This is a genomic window from Nonomuraea terrae (genome assembly GCF_004348995.1).
Classification (GTDB): domain Bacteria; phylum Actinomycetota; class Actinomycetes; order Streptosporangiales; family Streptosporangiaceae; genus Nonomuraea; species Nonomuraea terrae.
Window position 1 is genome coordinate 1 of record NZ_SMKQ01000159.1, and the last position, 21,810, is coordinate 21,810.

Here is a 21,810-nt window from a genome sequence, read left to right on the forward strand (position 1 = left end):
GTAGGTCACCGCCGGACAATTTTTTGAGGGGGGTCTCGATGCCTGCGGGTGTCGGGGCTCCTCTCTTTTTGTGTTTGCTGAGGGTTCCATGCTGATACTTTGAGGGCTCCCGCTGATGCGTGGGGCCCTTTCTGCGTTTCCGGGGTTGTGTGTTCCGACGACCATGGCCGGCGCTTGCGTAGAAGTGTTCAACGCGGCCTTTCTGCGCGGCGTAGTCGGGGACGTGTGGGAGGTCTTGCAAGCCTTGTGCGTTGAAGCGATCGTGGATATCGAGCGTGCCTGCCCGGAGAGGGTGGTCGTCCTGTACCAAGCACGCCAGAACAGCGACATCTCGGAGCTACCTGCCGTGCCACGGCGCGTTCCGGCGGGAGCAGGACCGTGCCGCCGAGTTGTTCAGCATTGATGTTCCGCCTGGGCCACAAACTCGCCCTCCGTCAGGAAGGCATCTTTGGCGGGTGTGGTCGAGTGATCCGGAATCATCACCTCGCCCTGCGGGATTTTCTGTTTGGACTGAGTAGTGAAGTAGGCATCGGCGAACCTCACATGGGTTTCCGAGGAATACGCGGCGATCAGGTACGTCTCCGTCCTCGAAATTCAGGCTTCCCTCCTGAAGGGACCACCCGGCGGGCATCTCCTCCAAGTTCATGGACATGATGCCGCCGGTCATCGATGGCGCCTTGATGTCGGCATGCTCCAGGAGTTCGCCGGCGGCGCGCCGGTAGACCACCACTCCGTCCGGGGCATTCCCGCACCAGGACGCCACCATCGTGAGCTGCCCGTCGGCGTTCACCGTTACTCCGGTCAAGCCGCCGGACGCCGGGCTGCCGTAGCCGCAGGCAACGGTCAGGTAAGCGAGCCCCAGAACAGTGATGCATTTCGAAGTCACGTTCTTCATGCCGTGAATCCTGGCGAGGACGTTACTGGCGGTCAACAGTTTGTTCAGCCACCCTTTCTTCAGGTCCGCCTTCATTTCGCAGCGGTTGGTGGACGCGTTGTCACCTGCGGCCGGGTAGAGGATGGGGAAGGCGTACCAGAGGCCGCTCTGCTTGCATTGCAACACCATCGGTTCCTGTGGACCAGTTCATGCTGCGTAAGATCCGCACCGATCTCCTTCGACCACTTCTTGGTGATGAAGATGCCGGCGATCCTGTAACCGCTACGTCCGTCTGGGATGAACTTCTCGGGCGTCCCGGTGCCCATCGGCATGCCGTTGTGCTTGCCGCGATGGCCGACAGCGTGCGCGCCCCGTTCACCACTGCGGCCTATTCGTTCTGTCACCGAGAGAGGCCGATGGCGCGATGCTGTCCGAGAAGTTCTCTCCTCTCATATGTGCTGACTGTCGACTTCAGAAGGACTGCGGTCGTCTGTCGTCCATTGAGGGAAGGCGATCAATCGGCGGGGGCATGGCGCTGGGTGGCTGTCGGGTTCGGTGCAGAGGTTTCCGATGCCGCGCATCAGTTCGATGGGTGTGCATGCCGGACCGGGTTCGCTGGGGATGGCTGCTATGTCGGGCAACGCGCACGCACGGGGCACCAAGCGGTGGAGGAAGTAGGTGTCAACGGGTCGAAGGTGCTGGCGTCTGATCGCAACGCATTGGCGAGCCCGTGTTCGTGACCAGGAGGTCAACGAAGAGGTCGACCCGCTGGCGAAGGGCCGCGAGGGGAGGGTTGGCACCGGTCGGCAAGGTTGGCCGGTTTCGGCGTGTGTCTGTACGTGGCGGCGGTAGGGGTGCCGCCCACAGCGGGAAATGGCGGTGGATCCTCCCGATACCGATGGCTGATGTCGGCTCTGCCCGTGTTATCGGGTATCGCCGCGTCGATCCTGGGGTTGACGAACACCGCGGCAACGGCAGGCAGCGTCGGCGATGAGCAAGGTTGGAGGCAAGCGGGTCGGAGGCGACGCAAGAAGAGCCTGCTCGTTTGCGCAGTGCGTTGCTGTGCTGCCTCGGGCCAGTACCTGGGCTGCGGCGGGCATCGGGCTCTTCTTTCAGCCGGCGATTGACGAAACGGAACGCTGTTCCGTATAGTTTCGGGACAGTGTTCCGTTTCCGCGGAACGGGCGGCCTTCGCTTGCCGCCTCACCTGCCGTCGGCCGGGCAAGACCGACGGCGAAGCCTTTGGAAAGAGAAGCCACATCATGAGCGAATTGACCTTCGCCGTGGACGCCATGAGCGCGTCCGCTCCCGTCCTCTCGGTCAGTCCGGTGGTGCTCCCCGCTCCAGGTCGCGCGGTGGATCTGCAGGTGCGTGTCTCCGCGCCCGTGACCGGGAGCGAGCTGCCGATCATCCTCCTTTCGCACGGCCATGGGCCCTCGAACAACCTGTCCTCGCTGAACGGCTATGCCCCGCTCGCCCACTACTGGGCGGCGCACGGCTTCGTCGTCATCCAGCCCACGCATCTGAGCTCGAGGACGTTGCGTCTGGATCCCGGTCACCCTGAGGCGCCGCTGTACTGGCGATCAAGGGCCGAGGACATGTCGCGCGTCCTCGACCGACTCGACGCGATCGAGGCCGCCGTGCCGCAGCTCCTTGGGCGCCTGGACCGGGGCAAGGTCGCCGTGGCGGGGCACTCGATGGGCGGGCACACTGCCAGCCTGCTGCTGGGCGCGCGGCTGACGGACCCCGACGACGGAAAGGAAGTGAACCTGGCCGAGCCTCGGATCAAGGCGGGTGTGCTGCTTGCCGCGCCTGGCAGGGGCGGCGATGCTCTCAGTGCGTACGCGGCCGAGAACTACTCGTTCTTCTTGACCACGGACTTCTCCGAGATGGCGACGCCCGCGCTCGTGGTCGCCGGTGACAAGGACACCTCTGCTCACCTGACGGTTCGGGGGGCGCAGTGGCACACGGATCCCTACGTCTTCTCTCCTGGCCCGAAGTCCCTGCTCACCCTGTTCGGCGCAGAGCACGGGCTCGGCGGGGTCTCCGGATATGACGTCGCCGAGACCACGGACGAGAACCCCGAGCGGGTGGCCGCGGTGCAGCGGCTCACCTCGGCCTACCTCCGCAGTGAGCTCTACCCCGATGACCCCGCTTGGCAGGCGGCGTCTGACGCCCTGATGGCCGGCCCCAACCCGCTCGGGCGCGTCGAGTCCAAGTAGACAAGAAGAGTCGCCATCTCCGGCCGTTGACCAGGGGTTGTGTCAGGTCGGCCGTGTCCGTGTCGAGCTGCAGCTCGCTGGTCGGCGGACGCGAGAGGCCCGCAGCCGGTGACGTCTCGCGGGCTTCAGGGAAGGCACGAAGCCTCCCTGAGGTGGTGTCAGTGGGCGGTGAGGGTGGCGGCCGCGACTACCAGGAGCAGCGTGCCTGACACGGCGGAGATTCGGCGGGTTGCCTGCGGGGTGCCGGTGAGAGCTTGGCCGGCTCGGGCGGCGGCCAGGGCGATCAAGCCGTACAGGATCGCGCAGTTCACGACGTGGAGCAGGCCGAGTGCGGTGAGCTGGAGACCGAGGGGGACGGTCGTGCCGGTGGCGATGAACTGGGGCATCAGCGACAGGTAGAGCAGGAGGCCCTTCGGGTTGAGCAGGGCCGTGAGGATGCTCTGGCGTAGCACTTTGCCGGCCGGGTCGGGGGTGGAGGAGCCGCGTGTGGGGCCGGTGCGATGACGCAGACTCATGAGGGTGCGTACGGCGAGGAACACCAGGTATGCCGCGCCGGCGTAGCGCATCGCGGGCAGGGCGGCGGGGACGGCGCGCAGTGCGGCGGCCAGCCCGGCGGCGGCCAGGACGGTGTGCACCGCGTAGCCGCAGCAGATGCCGGTCACCGCCATCAGCCCCGTGCGGCGGCCCTGTCCGAGGGAGCGGGCCGTCACGTAGAGCATGTCGGGGCCGGGTGTGCAGATGAGCAGCAGATCCATGCCCAGGAAGAGCAGGACGAGTCGCAGCTCCACGGGCTCTCACCTCCTCGCGGCCGACCGTAGTCGAGGAGGAGTGGCAGGCGATGGTTGATTTATGCTGGTGCGTCGGCATATGTGGCAGGATGTTGCGTCATGGATCGGATTGACCGCAGGATCCTTCTAGAGCTGCAGCGCGACGGGCGACTCAGCAACACCGAGCTGGCCGATCGGGTGGGCCTCACGCCGTCGCCGTGCCTGCGCCGGGTGCGCCATCTGGAGGAGACCGGCGTGATCCGCGGCTATCGGGCGCTGCTCGATGGTGACGCGGTGGGGCGGGGGTTCCAGGCGTTCGTCACGGTGGTGATGCGGTACGAGGACCACGACACCGTGGCGGAGTTCGAGGGGCGGGTGGCGGAGATGCCCGAGGTGGTGGAGGCGTACCGGCTGTTCGGTGATCCCGACTTCCTGCTGCGGGTGGCGGTCGCGGACCTGGCGGCTTACGAGCGGTTCTACTCCGAGACGTTGTCCGGGCTGCCGGGGGTGGCGCAGGTCACCTCGCATCTCGCTATGAAGGCGGTGAAAGAGGACACCGGGCTGCCGGTGTCCTGATGGCCTGGCGCGACGGGCCCCGTCGCACTGGAACCCCGCCGGGTGTCCCTGGGCGATGGGCCCGCACCGCACCTGGCCCCCGCCGGTCGGAGATCCTCCGCGTAACGACTCCGCCGGTCAGGGACCTCGCGGAACAGGGGCTCGCCGGTCGGGGATCCGCCGTACAGACCTTGCCGGTCGGGAACCCCGCCGCAACGGGAACCTGCTGGAACGGGACCCCTGCCGCAACGGGGACCCCGTTCCGGGGTTACCTCGGTAGGACGAGGAGGGCGTCGCCGACGGCGCGTTCGGCGCCGTCGGCGGGGCGGTTGACCGGCTTCTTGCCGACGACCAGGGTCGTCGATCCGCCGCCGTCCAGGTTGATCGCCTGCGTCGCGCCGAGCCAGCGCATGAACTGGGCTGCCTCCACGAAGTTCGCGCCGATGGTCTCGCCGGGGCGGCGTCCGTCGATGGCGGCCAGGATCAGGCTGCCGTCCTTGGTGGTGCCGACCAGGGTGCGCGGGTGGCGGCGGAGGATCATGTTCATCGAGTCGTGCCCGTCCCGCTTGGCGGTGATCTTGACTTCGCCGTTGCGGACGAGGCCGACGCCGCCCGCGACGACGTGCAGGTCCGGGGTCAGCTTAAGGGCCTTCTTCGTCCGCAGGTCGACCACGCGGGTGTCGATCTTGACCGTCCAGCCCTCCCAGGCGTGCTCGTTGAGCCAGTCGCCGACCAGACCGTTGCCGTGCAGGACGCGTGTCCCGGCGCTCACCGCGCGACCGGAGGGACGCAGGCGGAGGACACGGTCGTTCGCGTCGAGGATCGCGTCGACGCCGCCTGTGGGGGTCTTGGCGCCGAACTCCTCGGTGTAGAGGACCAGCTCGTCCGTGGCGGGAGCCCGGTTGACGCCGTCGACCCGGGTCCGCGCGCCGTCCTCGGAGGTCGCGGTGACGGAGGTCTCCAGCTCGGTGATCTTGGCGGTACGGCCCCTGAGCACCACCGCCGAGCGGCCGGGCACGGCCTCGCTCAGCAGCCGGCCGCGCACCACGGACGCCCCCAGGGGCTCGCCGCGCAGGGCCGGGGAGGTGTGGATGTTGTAGAAGCCGCCGTTGACGCCGACCAGCGCCTTGCTCGCCCTGGCCATCGAGGAGACGGTCTCCCGCTTGGCCACGCTGCCGCCGAGCGAGGCGGCGTACGAGCCGCGGAACGTTCTGGGGTCGATCATGACGACCTTGGCGTTCCAGGGGCCGGTCGTCTTGAGCCCGTCGTCGCCGAGGTAGTCGACCTTCACCTTGAGGCCGGCGTCCTTGAGCGTCGCGGCCGTCTTGTCGGCCTTCTTCTTCTCCTTGAAGGCCCACAGACCGACGCGGACCATGTACACGGTCTGGGACGGGGAGTCGGCGACGCCGGGCCTGATCACCTTCTGCAGGCTGGCGCTCTCCCCGGCCGCCTCCACTTCGGCGACCTTGAGCTCGGCGTTGGCGAGCGTCCCGTAGTCGCGGCCGTTCGGCATGAGCACGGTCACCGTGTAGCCGTCGGTGTGCGTGCCCGCCTTCACGTCGTACAGGTCGATGCCCTGGGTCACGATGGTCATGGTCTTCATCGGCACTGGCCTGGTGCCCAGAGGGAACCTTGCCGACGGGAACCTCACCGACTGTTCCGCCGTGGCGGGCAGAGCGGTGAGGGTGAGCGCCGCGGCTGTGGCAAGACCGCCGGCGGCGAGGGTGCGTCGAGACATGAACTCTCCAGAGGGCGGAAAACGGACCGCACCATCCTGACGAGATCAAGGTCCACGGGGCAGGAGAACGCGCCAAACGGGTAAAGAGGTTACGAGATTGACACCGGCAGCAGATATTCTGGGATATGTGACTCGCACCCTCATCTGCCTGTGGTGGCGGCCGACAGACGGCCGCTGAATCCACCTGCCTGGCCGTCCCTGAGACGGCCCACGGTGCGCGGCTCTCCGGGACGGCATGATCCCAAGGAGAGAAACCTCGATGAACGACGTCGTGCTCACGGGCGACCGCCCGACCGGTCCGCTGCATCTGGGCCACTATTTCGGCTCACTGGCCAACCGGGTGATGCTGCAGGACAAATTCCCCATGTACGTGCTGATCGCCGACTATCAGGTGATCACCGACCGAGACGTGCCGGGCGAGATCCGGCGGCACACCACCGGGCTGCTGCTCGACTACCTGGCGGTCGGCATCGACCCGGCCAAGGCCACGATCTTCCAGCACAGCGCGATCCCCGAGCTGAACCAGCTGATGCTGCCGTTCCTGAGCCTGGTGTCGGTGTCGGAGCTGCGGCGCAACCCCACGGTCAAGGACGAGATCGCGCACAGCTCGCAGAGCGCGGTGAGTGGCCTGATGTTCACCTATCCGGTGCACCAGGCCGCCGACATCCTGTTCTGCAAGGGCACGCTGGTGCCCGTGGGCAAGGACCAGCTGCCGCACGTCGAGGTGACGCGGCTGGTGGCGCGGCGCTTCAACGAGCGCTACGGGGAGGTGTTCCCGCTGCCGGAGGCCATGATGGGAGAGCAGCCGCTGCTCAAGGGACTCGACGGCGGCAAGATGAGCAAGAGCCGCGGCAACGCGATCGCCCTGTCGGCCACCGAGGACGAGACGGCCGCCCTCATTCGCAAGGCCGTCACCGACTCCGAGCGGCTGATCACGTTCGACGAGGAGCGCCGGCCGGGGGTGTCCAACCTGCTCACGCTGGCTGGTCTGTGCCTGGGGCGCTCGCCGCGCGAGCTCGCGGACGAGATCGGCGACGGCGGCGCCGCCACGCTCAAGCGGGTGACCACGGAGGCGGTGAACGAGTTCCTGCGGCCGATCAGGCGGCGGCGGGCGGAGTACACCGAGGCCGACGTCCGGCAGATCCTGGCCGAGGGCAACGCCAGGGCCCGCGAGCGGGCGGTCCTCACGCTCGACGAGGCGCAGACCGCGATGGGGTTCTAGCCACGGCGAGCTCCGTGACCGGGGAGCGGAGCGGGCGGCGGTGCCGTACGTCGCGGAAGCCCGCCGTGCGCAGCAGGGCCGCGATCTCGCGCCGGCCGCGCACCTTCCCGCCTACGGCGACCAGGTAGTTGAGGTCGAGCAGGTGGAGCAGGGCGCGGCTGGCCCGGCCGGGCATGAGGCTGTCGCCGAACTGGTCGCCGACGACGAGCGTCCCGCCCGGGTTGAGCGCCGCCGCCAAGCGCCGCAGCAGGGTGGCCGTCTCGTCGTCGGTCAGGCCGTGCACGACGTTGAACAGCAGGACGACGTCGTACCCGTCGCCGAGGTCGTCATCCAGGAACGAGCCCGCGCGTGGCGTCAGGCGGGGGTGGTCGGCGGCGGCCAGCAGCGCCTGCGGCAGGTCGATGACGGTGGCCCGCAGCGCGGGGTGGCGGCGCAGCAGCGCCACGCTGAACAGCCCGTGGCCGCCGCCCACGTCGAGCAGCAGCCGGGCGTCGCGCGGCACGGAGACGGCCCGCGCCACGGCGGGCGCCTGCTGCCGGGCCAGCGCCGCCGTCCACGCCTGGAACGACCGCGACAGCGCGGGGTCGCTCTCCAGCAACGCGTAGAAGGGGATGACGGGCGCGCCGCCGCGTACGGCCCGCTCGACCTCGGGCCAGATCACGCACGCGGTACGCTCCCAGAACTCCAGCCCGGCCACCAGGGACGTCGGCGAGCCGGTCGTGAACCACAGCCGCGCGGCGCGGCTCAGCCGGTACCGGCCGCCCCTGACCCGTAAGTAGCCGAGCCCGGCCAGCGTCCGTAACAGCACGCCGGCCGCGACGGGGTCCACGCCGAGCGCGGCGGCGAGCTCCTGGTCGGTCAGCGGCCGGGAGCGCAGGGCGTCGAAGACCCCCAGCCGGGCGGCCGCGACGAGCGCGTGCAGCCCCAGGGCGCCGAAGTAGTCGAACATCGGGGGCACGATCGACAGCCTGTGGGCTGCGGCTTCGATGACGTTGTAGAAGAGGGGCACACCAGCGACAGTAAGCCGGTCAGCGCGTCTCCCGGCGGAAGGACTCCAGGGCCAGCAGGGCGACGTGCAGTGACAGGCACGACTCCACGTCGTCGAGGTCGGTGTCGAGGATGCGTTCGAGGCGGCGCAGGCGGTCGTAGAAGGCGGGCCTGGACAGGTGGGCCCGCTGCGCGGCGACGGCCTTGTTGCGCCCGGAGTCGAGGTAGACGCGCAGGATGCGGGTCAGGTCGCCGCCCCGCTGGGCGTCGTGGGCCAGCAGCGCGCCGAGCTCCCGTTCGGCGAACGTCTGCAGCCGCGCGTCGTCGCGCAGCAGGTGGAGCAGGCCGCGCAGGCGCAGGTCGGGCAGCCGGTAGACGGCCCGGCCGTCGGGCTGGCGGACCGCCACGTCGGCCACCTGCTCGGCTTCGAGGAAGCTGCGGCGTACGTCGCGCAGCGACTCCACGACCGAGCCCGCCGCCAGGACGAACGACGAGGGCCACAGCGTGCGGAGCCGTTCGGACAGTGAGGTCAGGGCGGGGTCGGCCTGGGCGCGGGGCGGCAGCGGCAGCAGCACCCCGATGCGCTCCTGGTCGAGCGCGCCGACCAGGGCGGGCAGGCGTTCGTCGCGGCAGGCGGCGGCGGTCGCCTCGGCCAGCTCGCCGAGCTGGGCGTGCCCGTCGAGCGCCTGGTCGGAGGTCTCGGTCGGGCGGATGACCACGCTGACCAGCCGGCGGCCCGTCAGCGGCACGCCCACCGCGCGGGCACGGGCGGCGGCCTCCTCCGGGTCGGCGTAGGCGTGGGTCAGGATGCCGGTGATGATCGTGCCGTGGGCCTGGCGTTCGAGCGACTCCTGGTGGCGTTCGAGCAGGCGGCCGAGGGCGAGCGTGGTGGCGGCGCGCTCGGCCAGCACCATGTCGCGCGGCGTCGGCGGCGCCTCGCACAGCAGGATCAGCCGCCCCCAGTCCTGCCCGCGCGCGCCGACCATGGTGACCAGCCACCCGGAGGCCAGGTCGTACGCCGTGCGCTCGCCCGGCGCGACGGCCCGGGACCTGGACTCCCAGCCGGCCAGCATGCTGCCCGCGTCGCGCCCGCCGGGCTCGCAGGCCAGCACCTGGTGGGCGAGGTTCTCCAGCAGCACCGGCCGCCCGGACAGCCGGGTGACCTGGGCCAGCACCTCGGCCGGCGAGGCGCCCTCGACCGACAGCTCGGTGAAGACCTCGTGCAGCTGCTCGGAGGCGCGCAGCTCCTCCAGCTGGATGTCGATGATCCGGGAGTGGACCGACTCGGTGATCTGCACGAACGGCGTCTCGCGGGTCAGCAGGATGAGCGGCAGGCCGTGTTCCTCGGCGGACTTGACCACGGCCGCCGGCAGCTCGCCGACGAACTTGCGGCCCAGCTCGACGATCAGCCCCGAGGCGCCGACCTGGGACAGCTCCCCGATGTAGTCGGTCAGCTTCTCCGGGTCGTCGGGCAGGGCGACGCCCGTGGTGAGCACCAGCTCGCCGCCTCTGAGCAGGTGGGCGATGTCGGCGATCTCGCCGACGTGCACCCACCGCACCTTGGTGTCGAGCCGGTCGGCGCCCGCGACCACGCGCGGGCTACCCCGGCGCACGGTCTCCAAGGCGAGAACGTCGGCGATGGTGGGCAGCACGGGGCAGAGCCTAGCTGATCACGTAGTAGGAACGCAGATAAGGCAAATCACACTTTGTGCCCCTTTTCATGAAATAAGGTCCTCCTCGCGAAACTCGCGCTGCGGCGCGCGTACACGCAGCTCAACACGGCGGATCTTGCCGGAGATCGTCTTGGGCAACTCGTCGAACTCCAGCCGGCGCACCCGCTTGTACGGCGCCACCTCCCTGCGGCAGTGCTCGAAGATCGACCGGGCGGTCTCCTCGTCCGGCTCGAACCCCGGCGCGAGCGTCACGTACGCCTTCGGCACGGCCAGGCGCACCGGGTCGGGGGCCGGGACGACGGCCGCCTCCGCCACGGCCGGGTGCTCCAGCAGCACGCTCTCCAGCTCGAACGGCGAGATGCGGTAGTCGGAGGCCTTGAAGACGTCGTCGGTGCGGCCGACGTAGGTGATGGAGCCGTCGGCGTCGCGGGTGGCGACATCGCCGGTGTGGTAGAAGCCGTCGCGCATCGCCTCCCCCAATCCATCGACATATCCGGACATGAGGCCGAGGGGGCGGCGGTCGTCCAGCGGCAGGCAGATCTCGCCGTCGTCCCCCGGCTCGCCCGAGACCGGGTCGATCAGCACGACGTCGTAGCCGGGCAGCGGACGCCCCATGGACCCGGGCTTGACCGGCTCGTCCGGCGCGTTGCCGATCTGCGCGGTGGTCTCGGTCTGGCCGTAACCGTCGCGGATCGTGATGCCCCACGCCTTGGCCACCTGGTCGATGATCTCGGGGTTGAGCGGCTCGCCGGCGGCCACGGCCGTACGCAGCGGCGGCTTCCAGGCGGCGAGATCCTCCTGGATGAGCATCCGCCACACCGTCGGCGGCGCGCAGAACGTGCTGACCCGCTCGTCGCGCAGCACCTGCAGCAGCGCGGCTGCCGAGAAGCGCTTGTAGTCGTGGACCAGCACGGTGGCCCCGGCGTTCCAGGGGGCGAAGACGTTGCTCCAGGCGTGCTTCGCCCACCCCGGCGACGACACGTTCAGGTGCACGTCACCCGGTTTCACCCCGATCCAGAACATCGTCGACAGATGACCCACCGGGTAGGAGGCGTGGGTGTGCTCGACCAGCTTCGGCTGGGAGGTGGTGCCGGAGGTGAAGTAGAGCAGCAGCGTGTCGTCGGCCCGTGTGGGCCCGTCAGGGGTGAAGGTTTCGGACGCGTCGTACGCCTCGTGGTACGGCAGCCAGCCGTACGCGTCGCCGACCGCGATCTTCGTGTACTCGCCGGCGCCGAACTTGCCGGCGTCGGAGGCGTTGGCGATGACGTGGGCGACGCCGCCGCGGTCGATCCGCTCGGCGACGTCCTTGGCGGTCAACAGCGTCGTGGCGGGGATGACGACCGCGCCCAGCTTCATCACCGCCAGCAGCGCCTCCCACAGCTCGGCCTGGTTGCCGAGCATGAGCAGGACACGATCTCCGCGGCGCACCCCCTGCTCGTGCAGCCAGCCCGCGACCTGGTTGGAGCGGGCCGACAGGGCGGCGAAGGTGTAGGAGGCGCTGCTGTCTCCCACGATCTTGAGAGCGACGGCGTCGGGCCTCTCCACGGCCAGCACCCCGTCGAACCAGTCGAGCGCCCAGTTGAACTCGGTGAGCTGAGGCCAGCGGAAGTCGCGGCGGGCGGTGGCGGCGTCGGCGCCGAGAAGGAAGTCTCGGGCGGCACGGAAATCGCTCATGCCCGGATCCTGCTACGTCGCCAGCCGCCGCTCAAGGCCGTCGAGCACCGACACGAGCCCGAAGTCGAAGCAGAGCTCGCGCACGGCCTGCGGATCCTCGTACACGTCCAGGTCCACGCTTTCCAGCATCTCGGGAAAATCGGCGGCGGCCTTGCGGACGGTGGCGCGCATCTCGTCGGCGTCGTAGCGGGTCTGGCCCATCGCGGCGTTCCAGGCGATCTCGGGGATCGTCATGCCGAACACGTAGGCGGTGAGCGTGGAGCTCGCGAAGTCGATGACGGACCCCTCGAAGCCGGCCGCCTTGAACATCCGGCGCATCCGGTCGGCGACGTGCAGGGCGTTGGGGCCGAGCGCGGGCAGGCGGCCGATCAGGTCGCCCGACCACGGGTGGCGCAGGATGACCTGCCGCATGCTGTGGGCCAGCGCGGACAGGGCGTCGCGCCAGCCCACCTCGTCGGGGTCGACGACGGCCATCTCGCCCCAGACCTGGTCGTAGGCCAGCTCCAGCAGCTCGTCCTTGGTGGCGACGTACCAGTAGAGGCTGGTCGCACCGGCGCTCAGCCTCGCGCCGAGCTTGCGCATGCTCAGCCCGTCGAGCCCTTCCTGGTCGAGCAGCTCGACGGCGGCGGCGACGATCTCCTCGCGGCTGCGCCCGGGGCCGCTGGGCTTGCGCGGCTCGCGGAGCCAGACGGAGGTGAACGACATACCCTCAGGATAAAACCACTCGCACGGTGTACGAGGATCGTCGTACAGTGTGCGAGTGAACTCGAACACCGTACGAGACCCCCGTCGCTGGTGGATTCTCGGCGCCCTCTGTCTGACGATGCTCGTCCTGGTCATCGACAACACGGTGCTCAACCTGGCCATCCCCTCGCTCACCGAGGAGCTGGGCGCGACGCCGACCGACATCCAGTGGATCATCGACGCCTACGTGCTGGCCTTCGCCGGACTGCTCATCACCTCGGGCAGCCTGTCCGACAAGTACGGCCGCCGCCTGTTCCTGGTCATCGGCCTGGTCCTCTTCGGCGGCGCGTCGCTGCTCGCCGTGCTCGCCACCGAGCCCTGGCAGCTCATCGCCGCCCGTGGCCTGATGGGCGTCGGCGGCTCGCTGGTCATGCCGTCCACGCTGTCGATCCTGATGACCGTCTTCGACGACACCGAGCGGCGCAAGGCGATGGCGTCATGGAGCGCCGTGGCGCTGGTCGGCATGGTGTCGGGCCCCACCGTGGGCGGCTTCATGCTGGAGCACTACTGGTGGGGCTCGGTCTTCCTGCTGAACATCCCGATCGCGGCGCTGGCCATCGTGGCCGCGCTCGTCCTGATGCCGGAGACGCGCACCGCGGGCCGGAAGATCGACCCGGTGGGCGTGGTGCTGTCGGTCACCGGCCTCACCGCCGGCGTCTACGTGATCATCGAGCGCGAGTGGAACCTCCCGGTCATCGCGCTCGCGGTGCTCGCCCTCGTCGGGTTCGTGCTCTGGGAGCGCAGCCGGGAGGAGCCCATGCTTCCGCTGCACCTGTTCGCCAACCGCAACTTCAGCGGCGCGTCGTTCTCGATCCTGCTGATGTCGTTCGGCGCGGGCGCCGTGATGCTCATGCTCACCCAGTACCTGCAGTTCGTCCTCGGCTATGCGGAGATGCGGGCGGGGCTGGCCATGCTGCCGTACGCGGTGGCGGCGGCCGTCTTCAACGGTGTCGGAGCCGCACTCGGGCACAGACTCAGCAACCGGACGCTGATCGGGGCCGGTTTGTTGCTCATGGCCGGGGGCTTCGCCGTCATGGCCACGACCACCGGCTACCCGACGCTGCTCACCGCGCTGGTGATCATGGGCATCGGCGGCGGGCTCGCCGGGCCGTCCGCGTACGCCTCGCTCATGGGCGCGATCCCGATCGAGCACGCCGGCGTCGGCTCGGCGCTCAACGACACCGTCCAGCAGGTCGGCATGGCGCTGAGCATCGCCGTGCTGGGCAGCGTGCTGGCCGGCCGGTACACCGCCGAGATGCCGGCCGAGCTGCCCGCCGCGGCCAGGGAGTCCATCGGGGCGGCGCACCCGATGGGCTTCGGCGAGGCCGCCAACGCGGCCTTCACCTCCGCCATGCACCTCGGCTCGTGGGTGGGGGCGGCCTTCTGCGTGGCCGCCGCGCTGCTCGCGGTCATCGTGCTGCGCCCGGCCGCGCCCGTCGCGGAGCCCGAGCCGGAGCCGGAGCACGCACCGGCCTAACGCACACGGGGCTCTCGCATGCTCTCCAGGCTGTCGAGCTTGTGCGTGCGCTCGTCGTGGCCGATCTGGCGCAGCAGATCGGCCACCGAACGGTAGCGGCCGTACTCGGCGGCGTACGTGCCGGGGTCAGGCACCAGCTCCAGCTCAGGGTGCTCGGCCACGAAGGTCATGTACTCGTGCTCGGCGTGGTCCTCGAACTCCGCGTTCAGCCGGTAGCTCCAGTCCGGCCGGAGAAGGAACAGCAGCCAGGACACGTGGTAGTAGAAGAACGCGATCAGCCACGGCGCCACCTTGTGCGGCAGCCACGACTGCCGCTGCCCGGTGCGCTGCACGAGGTCCTGCAGGATGAGCAGGTGCCACTGCTCGTTGTCCTGGTCGGCGCGGGCCTCCACGATCCGCTCGAACACCCTCCTGGCCAGCGCGGAGCGGCCCGCGTGCCGGTGCACGAGCAGGTAGCCGATCCGCTCCCACGCCTGGTACGGCACCCGCGCGATGATCTCCAGCATGGCGAACTTCGTGTACGACCCCTCTTTGCCGTACATGAGGTCGACCGGCTTGAACATCAGCCTGGCCAGCAGGCTGTAGTCCATGCGCGGCGTGTCCAGGGTCTCCCGCTGGGCGCGCAGCAGCTCCTCGCGGCTGAGCTTCGGCGGCCCGGACGGCGTCGGGGGGCGCTGCTCGACGGTGACGGTCATCTCGATCTCTCCTTCGTCTTGATGACTCGATCGTCGCCGAGGGGCGTGCGCCGGCGCGTCGGCCTGCGGAGGGCTTCCGCACTGCCTCCTGCGGCGTAAATGATGGAGGTTCCGTACGTCCCCAGACGCACGGGACATCACCTAAGGGACCGATTTACAGGTTGTAAGGTGAATTTGCCGCATGCCGACAGCTTGCGGATAGGAGCATCGCGGACAGGGACGGGATACTCAGTACATGTCGGAGCTTCTCGCGCGCCATCGGGCAGTGATGCCGAACTGGCTTGCGCTCAACTACAACGAGCCCATCGAGATCGCCAGCGGCAAGGGCAACCGGGTCGTCGACGCCGACGGCAAGAGTTACCTGGACTTCTTCGCCGGCATCCTCACCAACATGATCGGCTACGACGTGCCCGAGGTGCGGGAGGCCGTCGAGCGTCAGCTCGCCACCGGAGTGGTGCACACCAGCACCGCCTACCTGCTGCGCGGCCAGATCGACCTGGCCGAGAAGATCGCGCGGCTCTCCGGCATCCCCGACGCCAAGGTCTTCTTCACCAACTCCGGCACCGAGGCCAACGAGACCGCGCTGCTGCTGGCCACGTACGCGCGCAAGAGCGACCAGGTGCTGGCCATGCGCCAGAGCTACCACGGGCGCAGCTTCGGCGCGATCAGCGTCACCTCCAACCGGTCCTGGAAGAACAACTCGTTCTCCCCGCTCAACGTGCACTTCCTGCACGGCGCCGACCGGCACCTCACCCAGTTCAAGGGCCTGTCGGACGCCGACTACATCAAGGCGTGCGTGGACGACCTGCGCCACGTGCTGGCCACCTCCGTCTCCAACGACGTCGCGGCGCTGATCGCCGAGCCGATCCAGGGCGTGGGCGGGTTCACGATGGCCCCCGACGGGCTGTTCGCCGCGTACAAGGAGGTGCTCGACGAACAGGGCATCTTGTTCGTCTCCGACGAGGTGCAGACCGGGTGGGGCCGTACCGGCAGCGCGTTCTTCGGCATCGAGAACCACGGCGTGACCCCTGACATGATCACGTTCGCCAAGGGCCTCGGCAACGGCTTCGCGGTCGGCGGCGTCGTGGCGCGCGGCGACCTGATGGACGCCCCCCACGCCGTGGGCCTGTCCACGTTCGGCGGCAACCCCATCTCCATGGCCGCCGCCAACGCCACCCTCGACTACGTCCTCGACCACGACCTGCAGGCCAACGCGGCCCGCACCGGTGAGATCATCATCAGCGGGCTGAAGGCGGCGGCCGAGCGGCTGCCCGTGATCCAGGACGTCCGCGGCAAGGGCCTGATGTTCGCCGTCGAGCTGGAGACGCCGGCGCAGGCCGCGCGCTTCATGGAGGAGACCAAGAAGCTGGGGCTGCTGGCCGGCAAGGGCGGCCTGTACGGCACCGCCATCCGCATGGCCCCGCCGCTCACCCTGACGGTGGACGAGGCCACCGAGGGCCTCGGCATCATCGTCGCCGCCCTCGAGACGATCAACGCGGAGCAGCAGTGAAGTCGGTCAAGCACTGGATCAACGGCGCCCTCGCGGACGGAGACCCCGCGCGTACCGCGGAGATCTTCAACCCGGCCACCGGCGAGGTGAGCGGGCACGTCGCGCTGGCCTCCGCCGCCGACGTGGACGCCGCCGTGGCGGCGGCCGCCGCGGCCTTCCCCGCCTGGCGCGACGCGTCGCTGATCAAGCGTTCGCAGGTGCTGTTCCGCTTCCGCGAGCTCATGTACGCCCACCGTGACGAGCTGGCCGCGCTCATCTCCTCCGAGCACGGCAAGGTGCACTCCGACGCGCTCGGCGAGGTGGCCCGCGGCCTGGAGGTCGTCGAGTTCGCCTGCGGCATCCCCCACCTGCTCAAGGGTGGGTTCTCCGAGGGCGTCTCGACCCGGGTCGACTCCTACTCGATCCGGCAGCCGCTGGGCGTGGTGGCCGGCATCACGCCGTTCAACTTCCCGGCCATGGTGCCGATGTGGATGTTCCCGATCGCGATCGCGTGCGGCAACGCGTTCGTGCTCAAGCCGTCGGAGAAGGACCCGTCGGCGTCGCTGCTGATGGCGCGGCTCTGGCAGGAGGCCGGGCTGCCCGACGGGATCTTCTCCGTGGTGCAGGGCGACAAGGTCGCCGTCGACCGCCTGCTGGAGCACCCCGACGTGCGCGGCGTCTCCTTCGTCGGCTCCACCCCGATCGCCCAGTACGTCTACGAGACCGGCACCCGGCACGGCAAGCGCGTGCAGGCGCTCGGCGGCGCCAAGAACCACATGCTCGTGCTGCCCGACGCCGACCTCGACCTGGTGGCCGACTCAGCGGTGTCGGCCGGGTTCGGCTCGGCGGGGGAGCGGTGCATGGCGATCTCCGTCGTGCTGGCCGTCGACCCGATCGGCGACGAACTCGTCCAGAAGATCGTCGAACGGGTGGACGAGCTGGTGGTCGGCCCCGGCGACGACCCGAAGGCCCAGATGGGGCCGCTGGTCAGCGGGCCCCACCGCGACAAGGTGGCCTCCTACCTCGACCTCGGCGTCCAGGAGGGCGCCAAGCTGGTGGTGGACGGCCGTGAGGCTCCCGTGCTCGGCGGCGGCAAGGCGGCGGAGACACCGGGTTTCTGGCTCGGCCCCACCGTGCTCGACCACGTGCCCGTCGGCTCGCGCACCCACACCGACGAGATCTTCGGGCCGGTGCTGTCGATCGTCCGCGTCTCCTCGTACGAGGAGGGCCTTGAAGTGATCAACGGCGGCCTGTACGGCAACGGCACCGCGATCTTCACCAACGACGGCGGCGCGGCCCGGCGCTTCCAGAACGAGGTCGAGGTGGGCATGATCGGCGTCAACGTGCCGATCCCGGTGCCGATGGCCTTCTACAGCTTCGGCGGCTGGAAGTCGTCCCTGTTCGGCGACACCCACGTGCACGGCACCGAGGGCGTGCACTTCTACACCCGCGGCAAGGTCGTCACCTCCCGCTGGCTCGATCCCTCGCACGGCGGCGTCAACCTGGGCTTCCCCACCAACGGGTGACACTCCCGAACCGGGCCGGGAGGGAGCGGCGTCTCTCCCGGCCTCGTCCCCGGTAAGCTCCACCACACGGACGAAGGGGACATGAAGGGGAGATCGTGAATCGTCGTCGGACTTTTGCCGTGGCGCTCGCCGTGACGGCGTTGGCGGCCGGCATGGGCGCGGCGCGGTCCACCCCCACCCCCGGCCCGAGCGCCACCCCGACGCCCAGCCCGTCGCCGAGCGCGACGCAGAGCGACGGCACGCTGCAGATCCTCACCTACCGCGGCTACGCCGAGTACGGCGGCGTCAGCCCCCGGGCCAACTGGGTGGTCCCCTTCGAGAAGGAGACCGGCTGCCGGATCGCCCGGCTCGACATCGCGCACAGCCCCGAGGACCTCGCCGCCAAGGTCGACGACCGGCCCTACGACGTCATGACCGCCGGGCCCGTGCTGGCCGCCGACCTCATCGAGGGCAAGAAGGCGCAGCCGATCGACACGGCCAAGGTGAGCGGCTACGACGACCTCGACGAGCGTTTCCGCGACATGACCACGGTGGACGGCAAGGTCTACGGGGTGCCGTACCTGTGGGCGTACCACGAGTACGTCTACGACTCCGACAAGGTCAAGGCTCCACGGCTGGAGCAGGTGTTCACCTCCGAGCGGTCGGCGCTGCGCGACAACCCGCTGACGATCGCCGATGCCGCGCAGGCCGAGGGGTCGGCGGAGGAGCCGTACGAGCTGGGGGCCGGCGACCTCGGCCGGGCGGCGGACCTGCTCGGGCGGCAGAAGGAGCGCACGTACTGGCGCGACGCGATCGACCTGGTGAAGGGGTTCGCCACGGGGTCGCTCGACTACGCCCAGGTCACCCCTTACCATCGCCTGCTGCTGCAGAAGGCCGGGCTGCCGGTCAAGACCCTGGAGACCCGGGAGACCACCGGGTGGGCCGACTCGTGGATGCTCGGCGCGCACGTCGCCGACACCACCTGCGCCTACCGGTGGCTCACCTGGGTGGCCTCGCCCGACAGGCAGCGCGACGCGGCGGCGTGGGCGGGCATGGCGCCCGCCGGCGACAAGGCGTGCAAGGGGCGGGCCAGGCAGATGTGCGAGCTGTACGGCGTGGGCGACGACAAGGTGCTCGACCGGGTGGTGTTCGCGGTGCGCCCGCCCGGCGACTGCCAGGCCGGCGAGGGCAAGTGCGCCGACCTGCCCGATTACACGGCCTGGGCCGAACGCTGGCGCGAGCTGGTCGAATAGCCGATCAGCGGGTGGGGAAGGCGACGACGGTGGCCGCCGGCGAGGGAGCCAGCGCCTCAGCGCAGTCTTCGCAGGCCAGGACGGTCGACTCGTCGGGCAGGACCCCCACGCGGACCCGCGGGCGAGGCCACCTCTTGAGACAGACGACGCAGGCGTCGCCGTAGCGCTGGGCCGGCGTCAGACCTTCGGGATCGAACGTCACCGTGCTCCGCGCCGCTCTGGTCGCACCCCGGTTCATCACGCTCCCAGCAGCCATTGCCCCTCCGTATAGACGGAACCGTTATAACCCTGACCGAGGCCGTGAGCGTCCAGCTGAGCGTCAAGTCAGGGTGAATTCTCTACCCGACTGCCGCCACTTACACCACAAAAAGGGACATCCAGCCGCAAGCCGGATGCCCCTTTCAGAGGGTTTCGTCTACAGTTCGGCGATCGCCTTCTCCAGGATGCCGAGGCCCTCCTCGAGCAGGTGCTCGGGCATGACGAGCGGCGGCAGGAATCGCAGCACGTTGCCGTACGTGCCCGCGGTCAGCACCAGCAGGCCTTCCGCGTGGCAGCGCCTGGCGACCTCCTGCACGGCCGCCGGGTTCGGCTCCTTGGTGCCGGGCTCGACCAGCTCGATGGCGATCATCGCGCCCCTGCCGCGTACGTCGCCGATCACGTCGAAGCGCTCCCGCATGGCCTGGAGCCGGGGGAGCATGATCTCGCCGATCCGGCGGGCCTTGGCGACCAGGTCCTCCGCCTCGATGGTCTCCAGCACGCCGAGCGCGGCCTCGCAGGCGAGCGGGTTGCCGCCGTACGTGCCGCCGAGGCCGCCGGAGTGCACCTTGTCCATGAGTTCCGCCCGGCCGGTCACGGCGGCCAGCGGCAGGCCGCCCGCGATGCCCTTGGCGGTGGTGATGATGTCGGGCACGACACCCTCGTCCTCGCAGGCGAAGAGCGTCCCGGTGCGCGCGAAGCCGGTCTGCACCTCGTCGGCCACGAACACGATCCCGTTGGCCCGGCAGAACTCGGCGACGCGCGGCAGGAACCCGCGGGCCGGCACGATGAACCCGCCCTCGCCCGCGATCGGCTCGATCACCACGGCGGCCACGTTCTGCGCGCCGATCTGCTTGGTGATCAGGTCGATGGCCTGCTCGGCGGCCTCCTCGGCGCAGTTCTCCGGCCCCGTCGGCCACCGGTACGGGTAGGCCAGCGGCACCCGGTAGACCTCCGGCGCGAACGGCCCGAACCCCTCCTTGTACGGCATGTTCTTGGCCGTCAGGGTCATCGTGAGCAACGTGCGGCCGTGATAGCCGTGGTCGAAGACGACGACGGCCGGCCGCCCGGTGGCGTGCCGGGCGACCTTGACCGCGTTCTCCACGGCCTCGGCGCCCGAGTTCACCAGGAAGGTGCGCTTCTCGTGGTCGCCGGGGGTGAGCTCGTTGAGCTTCTCGCACACCCGCACGTACGACTCGTACGGGGTGACCATGAAACAGGTGTGGGTGAAGTCGGCGACCTGCTTCTGGACGCGTTCGACGACCCTCGGGGCGGAGTTGCCGACGTTCGTCACGGCGATGCCTGAGCCGAAGTCGATCAGCGAGTTCCCGTCGGCGTCCTGCACCACGCCACCGCCGGCGCGCGTGACGAACACGGGCAGGGTGGTGCCGATGCCGGGCGGCACGGCGGCCTGCTTGCGGGCCAGCAACTCCTGGGACTTGGGGCCGGGGATGGCGGTCACGAGACGCCGCTCCTGGGGAATGCTCATGGCTCCGACGCTACGGTGGGCGCCCACCTGCGCCGATACGTCGATATGTCACACTGAGAGTGATCGTCTTCGCCGGAATGGATAAAACTCTCATGCCGCCTTCGTTGCGGACCGTCGTGCGCCGCGTGCATCTCCGGCCACTGGCCGGGACGTCGCGCCAGGGGGCGCTGGACGCTCCCGTGCGGTGGGTGGCGGTCAGCGAGCTGGCCGACCCGACCCCTTTCCTGGAGGGCGGGGAGCTGCTGCTGACCACGGGCATGCGGATGGAAGGCGACCAGTCCGGATATGTCGCCCGGCTCGTGGCGCGCGGTGTGGCCGGGCTCGGGTTCGGGGTCGGGGTCTCGCACGAGGAGACGCCGCCCGCTCTGGTCGAGGCCGCCGAGGCGGCCGGGCTGCCGCTGCTGGAGGTGCCCCGCGAGACGCCGTTCATCGCGATCGGCAAGCTGGTCAGCGAGCTGCTCGCCGCCGAGCAGTACGACGAGATCACCCGCGCGTTCGCCGCGCAGGGCCGGCTGACGCGGGCGGCGCTGCGCCCCGAAGGCACCCACGCGGTCATCGACCGGCTGGCCAAGGAGGTCGGCGGGTGGGCGGCGCTGCTGGGGGAGTCGGGCGAGGTCCTGCACGCCACCCCGGGCGCCGCGACGGACAAGGTGACCGCCGCACTCGCCCGCCATCGCATCGGACCGGCCGACGCGCAGGACGAGACCCCGCCCAGGGAACCGACCGCGGAGGTGTCGCGGTGGGGCATGGGGCCCGAGCGGATGCCGGCCAGCCTGGCGTTGTCGGGCCCCGGCGAGCACATCGTCGTGCAGCCGCTGGGCGGCGGCGCGCGTCCGCGCGGCTTCTTCGCCGTCGGCGCCGCGCACACGTTCTCGCCGGTCACCCACACGGTGATCAACGCCGCCGGCTCGTTGCTCACGCTGGCGATGGAACAGGGCAGGACGAGGCTCAGGGCCGAGCGCGGGATCCGCACCGCGGTGCTGGAGCTGCTCCTGGCCGGTGAGGAGGGCCGGGCCCGCGCGGTCCTGGAGCCGATCGGCGGCCGTCTGCCCGACGACCCCGTGGTGGTTCTCGCGGCGGACGCCGCCGCACTCGACGCCCTCGAACCCCGCGCTTTCACCGCCCTGCCCGCCGGCGACGTGGTGTTCGCGCTGGTGGGCGAAGGGCAGGTGGAGGCGGTGGCGCGGGAGG

At 69.9% G+C, this 21,810-nt stretch carries 18 protein-coding genes; 8 read left to right on the forward strand and 10 right to left on the reverse strand.

Annotation, left to right across the window (positions count from 1 at the left end; translation table 11 throughout):
• Nucleotides 1-337: 337 nt before the first annotated feature.
• Nucleotides 338-1,060, reverse strand: coding sequence for a hypothetical protein (locus E1286_RS34410; protein WP_132619279.1), 723 nt, complete (start codon nt 1,058-1,060; stop codon nt 338-340).
• A gap of 1,076 nt (nt 1,061-2,136) precedes the next feature.
• On the opposite strand from E1286_RS34410, the gene E1286_RS34415 reads away from it, so the two are divergent.
• The gene (locus tag E1286_RS34415) at nt 2,137-3,096 is read left to right on the forward strand and encodes an alpha/beta hydrolase family protein (RefSeq protein ID WP_132619281.1); all 960 of its coding nucleotides are present in this window, start codon (nt 2,137-2,139) and stop codon (nt 3,094-3,096) included.
• 158 nt (nt 3,097-3,254) lie between these two features.
• Here the strand turns inward: E1286_RS34415 and E1286_RS34420 are convergent, their stop codons facing one another.
• Complete coding sequence (locus E1286_RS34420) at nt 3,255-3,884, reverse strand: LysE family translocator (protein ID WP_132619283.1); 630 nt, start codon at nt 3,882-3,884, stop codon at nt 3,255-3,257.
• Between the two features lie 99 nt (nt 3,885-3,983).
• Between E1286_RS34420 and E1286_RS34425 the strand changes: the two genes are divergently transcribed.
• Nucleotides 3,984-4,439, forward strand: coding sequence for an Lrp/AsnC family transcriptional regulator (locus tag E1286_RS34425; RefSeq protein WP_132619285.1), 456 nt, complete (start codon nt 3,984-3,986; stop codon nt 4,437-4,439).
• A 247-nt stretch (nt 4,440-4,686) separates the two neighbouring features.
• On the opposite strand, the gene E1286_RS34430 is transcribed toward E1286_RS34425, so the two are convergent.
• Nucleotides 4,687-6,012, reverse strand: a complete 1,326-nt coding sequence (locus E1286_RS34430; RefSeq protein WP_246075451.1) for a phosphodiester glycosidase family protein — start codon at nt 6,010-6,012, stop codon at nt 4,687-4,689.
• 403 nt (nt 6,013-6,415) lie between these two features.
• On the opposite strand from E1286_RS34430, the gene trpS reads away from it, so the two are divergent.
• A complete protein-coding gene (gene trpS, locus E1286_RS34435; RefSeq protein WP_132619289.1) occupies nt 6,416-7,378 on the forward strand; it encodes a tryptophan--tRNA ligase in 963 nt (320 codons plus the stop codon).
• Here trpS and E1286_RS34440 read toward each other — a convergent pair.
• The 4 genes from E1286_RS34440 to E1286_RS34455 form a co-directional block, all read right to left on the reverse strand.
• On the reverse strand, nt 7,341-8,387 hold the full coding sequence (locus E1286_RS34440; RefSeq protein ID WP_132619291.1) for a methyltransferase: 1,047 nt from the start codon (nt 8,385-8,387) through the stop codon (nt 7,341-7,343). The genes trpS and E1286_RS34440 overlap by 38 nt on opposite strands.
• A gap of 19 nt (nt 8,388-8,406) precedes the next feature.
• Nucleotides 8,407-10,017 (reverse strand): PucR family transcriptional regulator, encoded by a 1,611-nt coding sequence (locus E1286_RS34445; protein ID WP_132619293.1) that lies wholly within the window; start codon nt 10,015-10,017, stop codon nt 8,407-8,409.
• Between the two features lie 66 nt (nt 10,018-10,083).
• The gene (locus tag E1286_RS34450) at nt 10,084-11,712 is read right to left on the reverse strand and encodes an AMP-binding protein (protein WP_132619295.1); all 1,629 of its coding nucleotides are present in this window, start codon (nt 11,710-11,712) and stop codon (nt 10,084-10,086) included.
• Nucleotides 11,713-11,724: 12 nt separating this feature from the next.
• The gene (locus E1286_RS34455) at nt 11,725-12,417 is read right to left on the reverse strand and encodes a TetR/AcrR family transcriptional regulator (RefSeq protein ID WP_132619297.1); all 693 of its coding nucleotides are present in this window, start codon (nt 12,415-12,417) and stop codon (nt 11,725-11,727) included.
• A gap of 55 nt (nt 12,418-12,472) precedes the next feature.
• Between E1286_RS34455 and E1286_RS34460 the strand changes: the two genes are divergently transcribed.
• The gene (locus E1286_RS34460) at nt 12,473-13,933 is read left to right on the forward strand and encodes an MFS transporter (protein WP_132619299.1); all 1,461 of its coding nucleotides are present in this window, start codon (nt 12,473-12,475) and stop codon (nt 13,931-13,933) included.
• On the opposite strand, the gene E1286_RS34465 is transcribed toward E1286_RS34460, so the two are convergent.
• The gene (locus E1286_RS34465; protein ID WP_165970043.1) at nt 13,930-14,628 is read right to left on the reverse strand and encodes an alternative oxidase; all 699 of its coding nucleotides are present in this window, start codon (nt 14,626-14,628) and stop codon (nt 13,930-13,932) included. The two genes, E1286_RS34460 and E1286_RS34465, sit on opposite strands and share 4 nt — an antisense overlap.
• Before the next feature lie 235 nt (nt 14,629-14,863).
• On the opposite strand from E1286_RS34465, the gene E1286_RS34470 reads away from it, so the two are divergent.
• The 3 genes from E1286_RS34470 to E1286_RS34480 all read left to right on the forward strand — a co-directional run bounded on the left by E1286_RS34470 (nt 14,864) and on the right by E1286_RS34480 (nt 18,875).
• Nucleotides 14,864-16,138 carry an aspartate aminotransferase family protein gene (locus E1286_RS34470; protein WP_132619303.1) on the forward strand — a complete coding sequence of 425 codons (1,275 nt, stop codon included), beginning with the start codon at nt 14,864-14,866 and terminating at the stop codon, nt 16,136-16,138.
• Nucleotides 16,135-17,643, forward strand: a complete 1,509-nt coding sequence (locus E1286_RS34475) for a CoA-acylating methylmalonate-semialdehyde dehydrogenase (RefSeq protein ID WP_132619305.1) — start codon at nt 16,135-16,137, stop codon at nt 17,641-17,643. Before E1286_RS34470 ends, E1286_RS34475 begins: the two co-directional genes overlap by 4 nt.
• A 95-nt stretch (nt 17,644-17,738) precedes the next feature.
• The gene (locus E1286_RS34480; RefSeq protein WP_132619307.1) at nt 17,739-18,875 is read left to right on the forward strand and encodes an extracellular solute-binding protein; all 1,137 of its coding nucleotides are present in this window, start codon (nt 17,739-17,741) and stop codon (nt 18,873-18,875) included.
• A 4-nt stretch (nt 18,876-18,879) separates the two neighbouring features.
• Here the strand turns inward: E1286_RS34480 and E1286_RS34485 are convergent, their stop codons facing one another.
• Nucleotides 18,880-19,131, reverse strand: coding sequence for a hypothetical protein (locus tag E1286_RS34485; protein ID WP_246075452.1), 252 nt, complete (start codon nt 19,129-19,131; stop codon nt 18,880-18,882).
• A 159-nt stretch (nt 19,132-19,290) separates the two neighbouring features.
• On the reverse strand, nt 19,291-20,619 hold the full coding sequence (gabT, locus tag E1286_RS34490) for a 4-aminobutyrate--2-oxoglutarate transaminase (RefSeq protein ID WP_132619309.1): 1,329 nt from the start codon (nt 20,617-20,619) through the stop codon (nt 19,291-19,293).
• A gap of 92 nt (nt 20,620-20,711) precedes the next feature.
• Here gabT and E1286_RS34495 point away from each other — a divergent pair.
• On the forward strand, nt 20,712-21,810 hold a 1,099-nt coding region (locus E1286_RS34495), incomplete at its 3' end, for a PucR family transcriptional regulator ligand-binding domain-containing protein (RefSeq protein WP_132619311.1).

Coding starts and splice junctions, on each gene's coding strand:
- E1286_RS34415 (WP_132619281.1), top strand. CDS start 2,137: ATGAGCGAATTGACCTTCGCCGTGGACGCCATGAGCGCGTCCGCTCCC.
- E1286_RS34425 (WP_132619285.1), top strand. CDS start 3,984: ATGGATCGGATTGACCGCAGGATCCTTCTAGAGCTGCAGCGCGACGGG.
- E1286_RS34430 (WP_246075451.1), bottom strand. CDS start 6,012: ATGACCATCGTGACCCAGGGCATCGACCTGTACGACGTGAAGGCGGGC.
- trpS (WP_132619289.1), top strand. CDS start 6,416: ATGAACGACGTCGTGCTCACGGGCGACCGCCCGACCGGTCCGCTGCAT.
- E1286_RS34450 (WP_132619295.1), bottom strand. CDS start 11,712: ATGAGCGATTTCCGTGCCGCCCGAGACTTCCTTCTCGGCGCCGACGCC.
- E1286_RS34455 (WP_132619297.1), bottom strand. CDS start 12,417: ATGTCGTTCACCTCCGTCTGGCTCCGCGAGCCGCGCAAGCCCAGCGGC.
- E1286_RS34465 (WP_165970043.1), bottom strand. CDS start 14,628: ATGACCGTCACCGTCGAGCAGCGCCCCCCGACGCCGTCCGGGCCGCCG.
- E1286_RS34470 (WP_132619303.1), top strand. CDS start 14,864: ATGTCGGAGCTTCTCGCGCGCCATCGGGCAGTGATGCCGAACTGGCTT.
- E1286_RS34485 (WP_246075452.1), bottom strand. CDS start 19,131: ATGGCTGCTGGGAGCGTGATGAACCGGGGTGCGACCAGAGCGGCGCGG.
- gabT (WP_132619309.1), bottom strand. CDS start 20,619: ATGAGCATTCCCCAGGAGCGGCGTCTCGTGACCGCCATCCCCGGCCCC.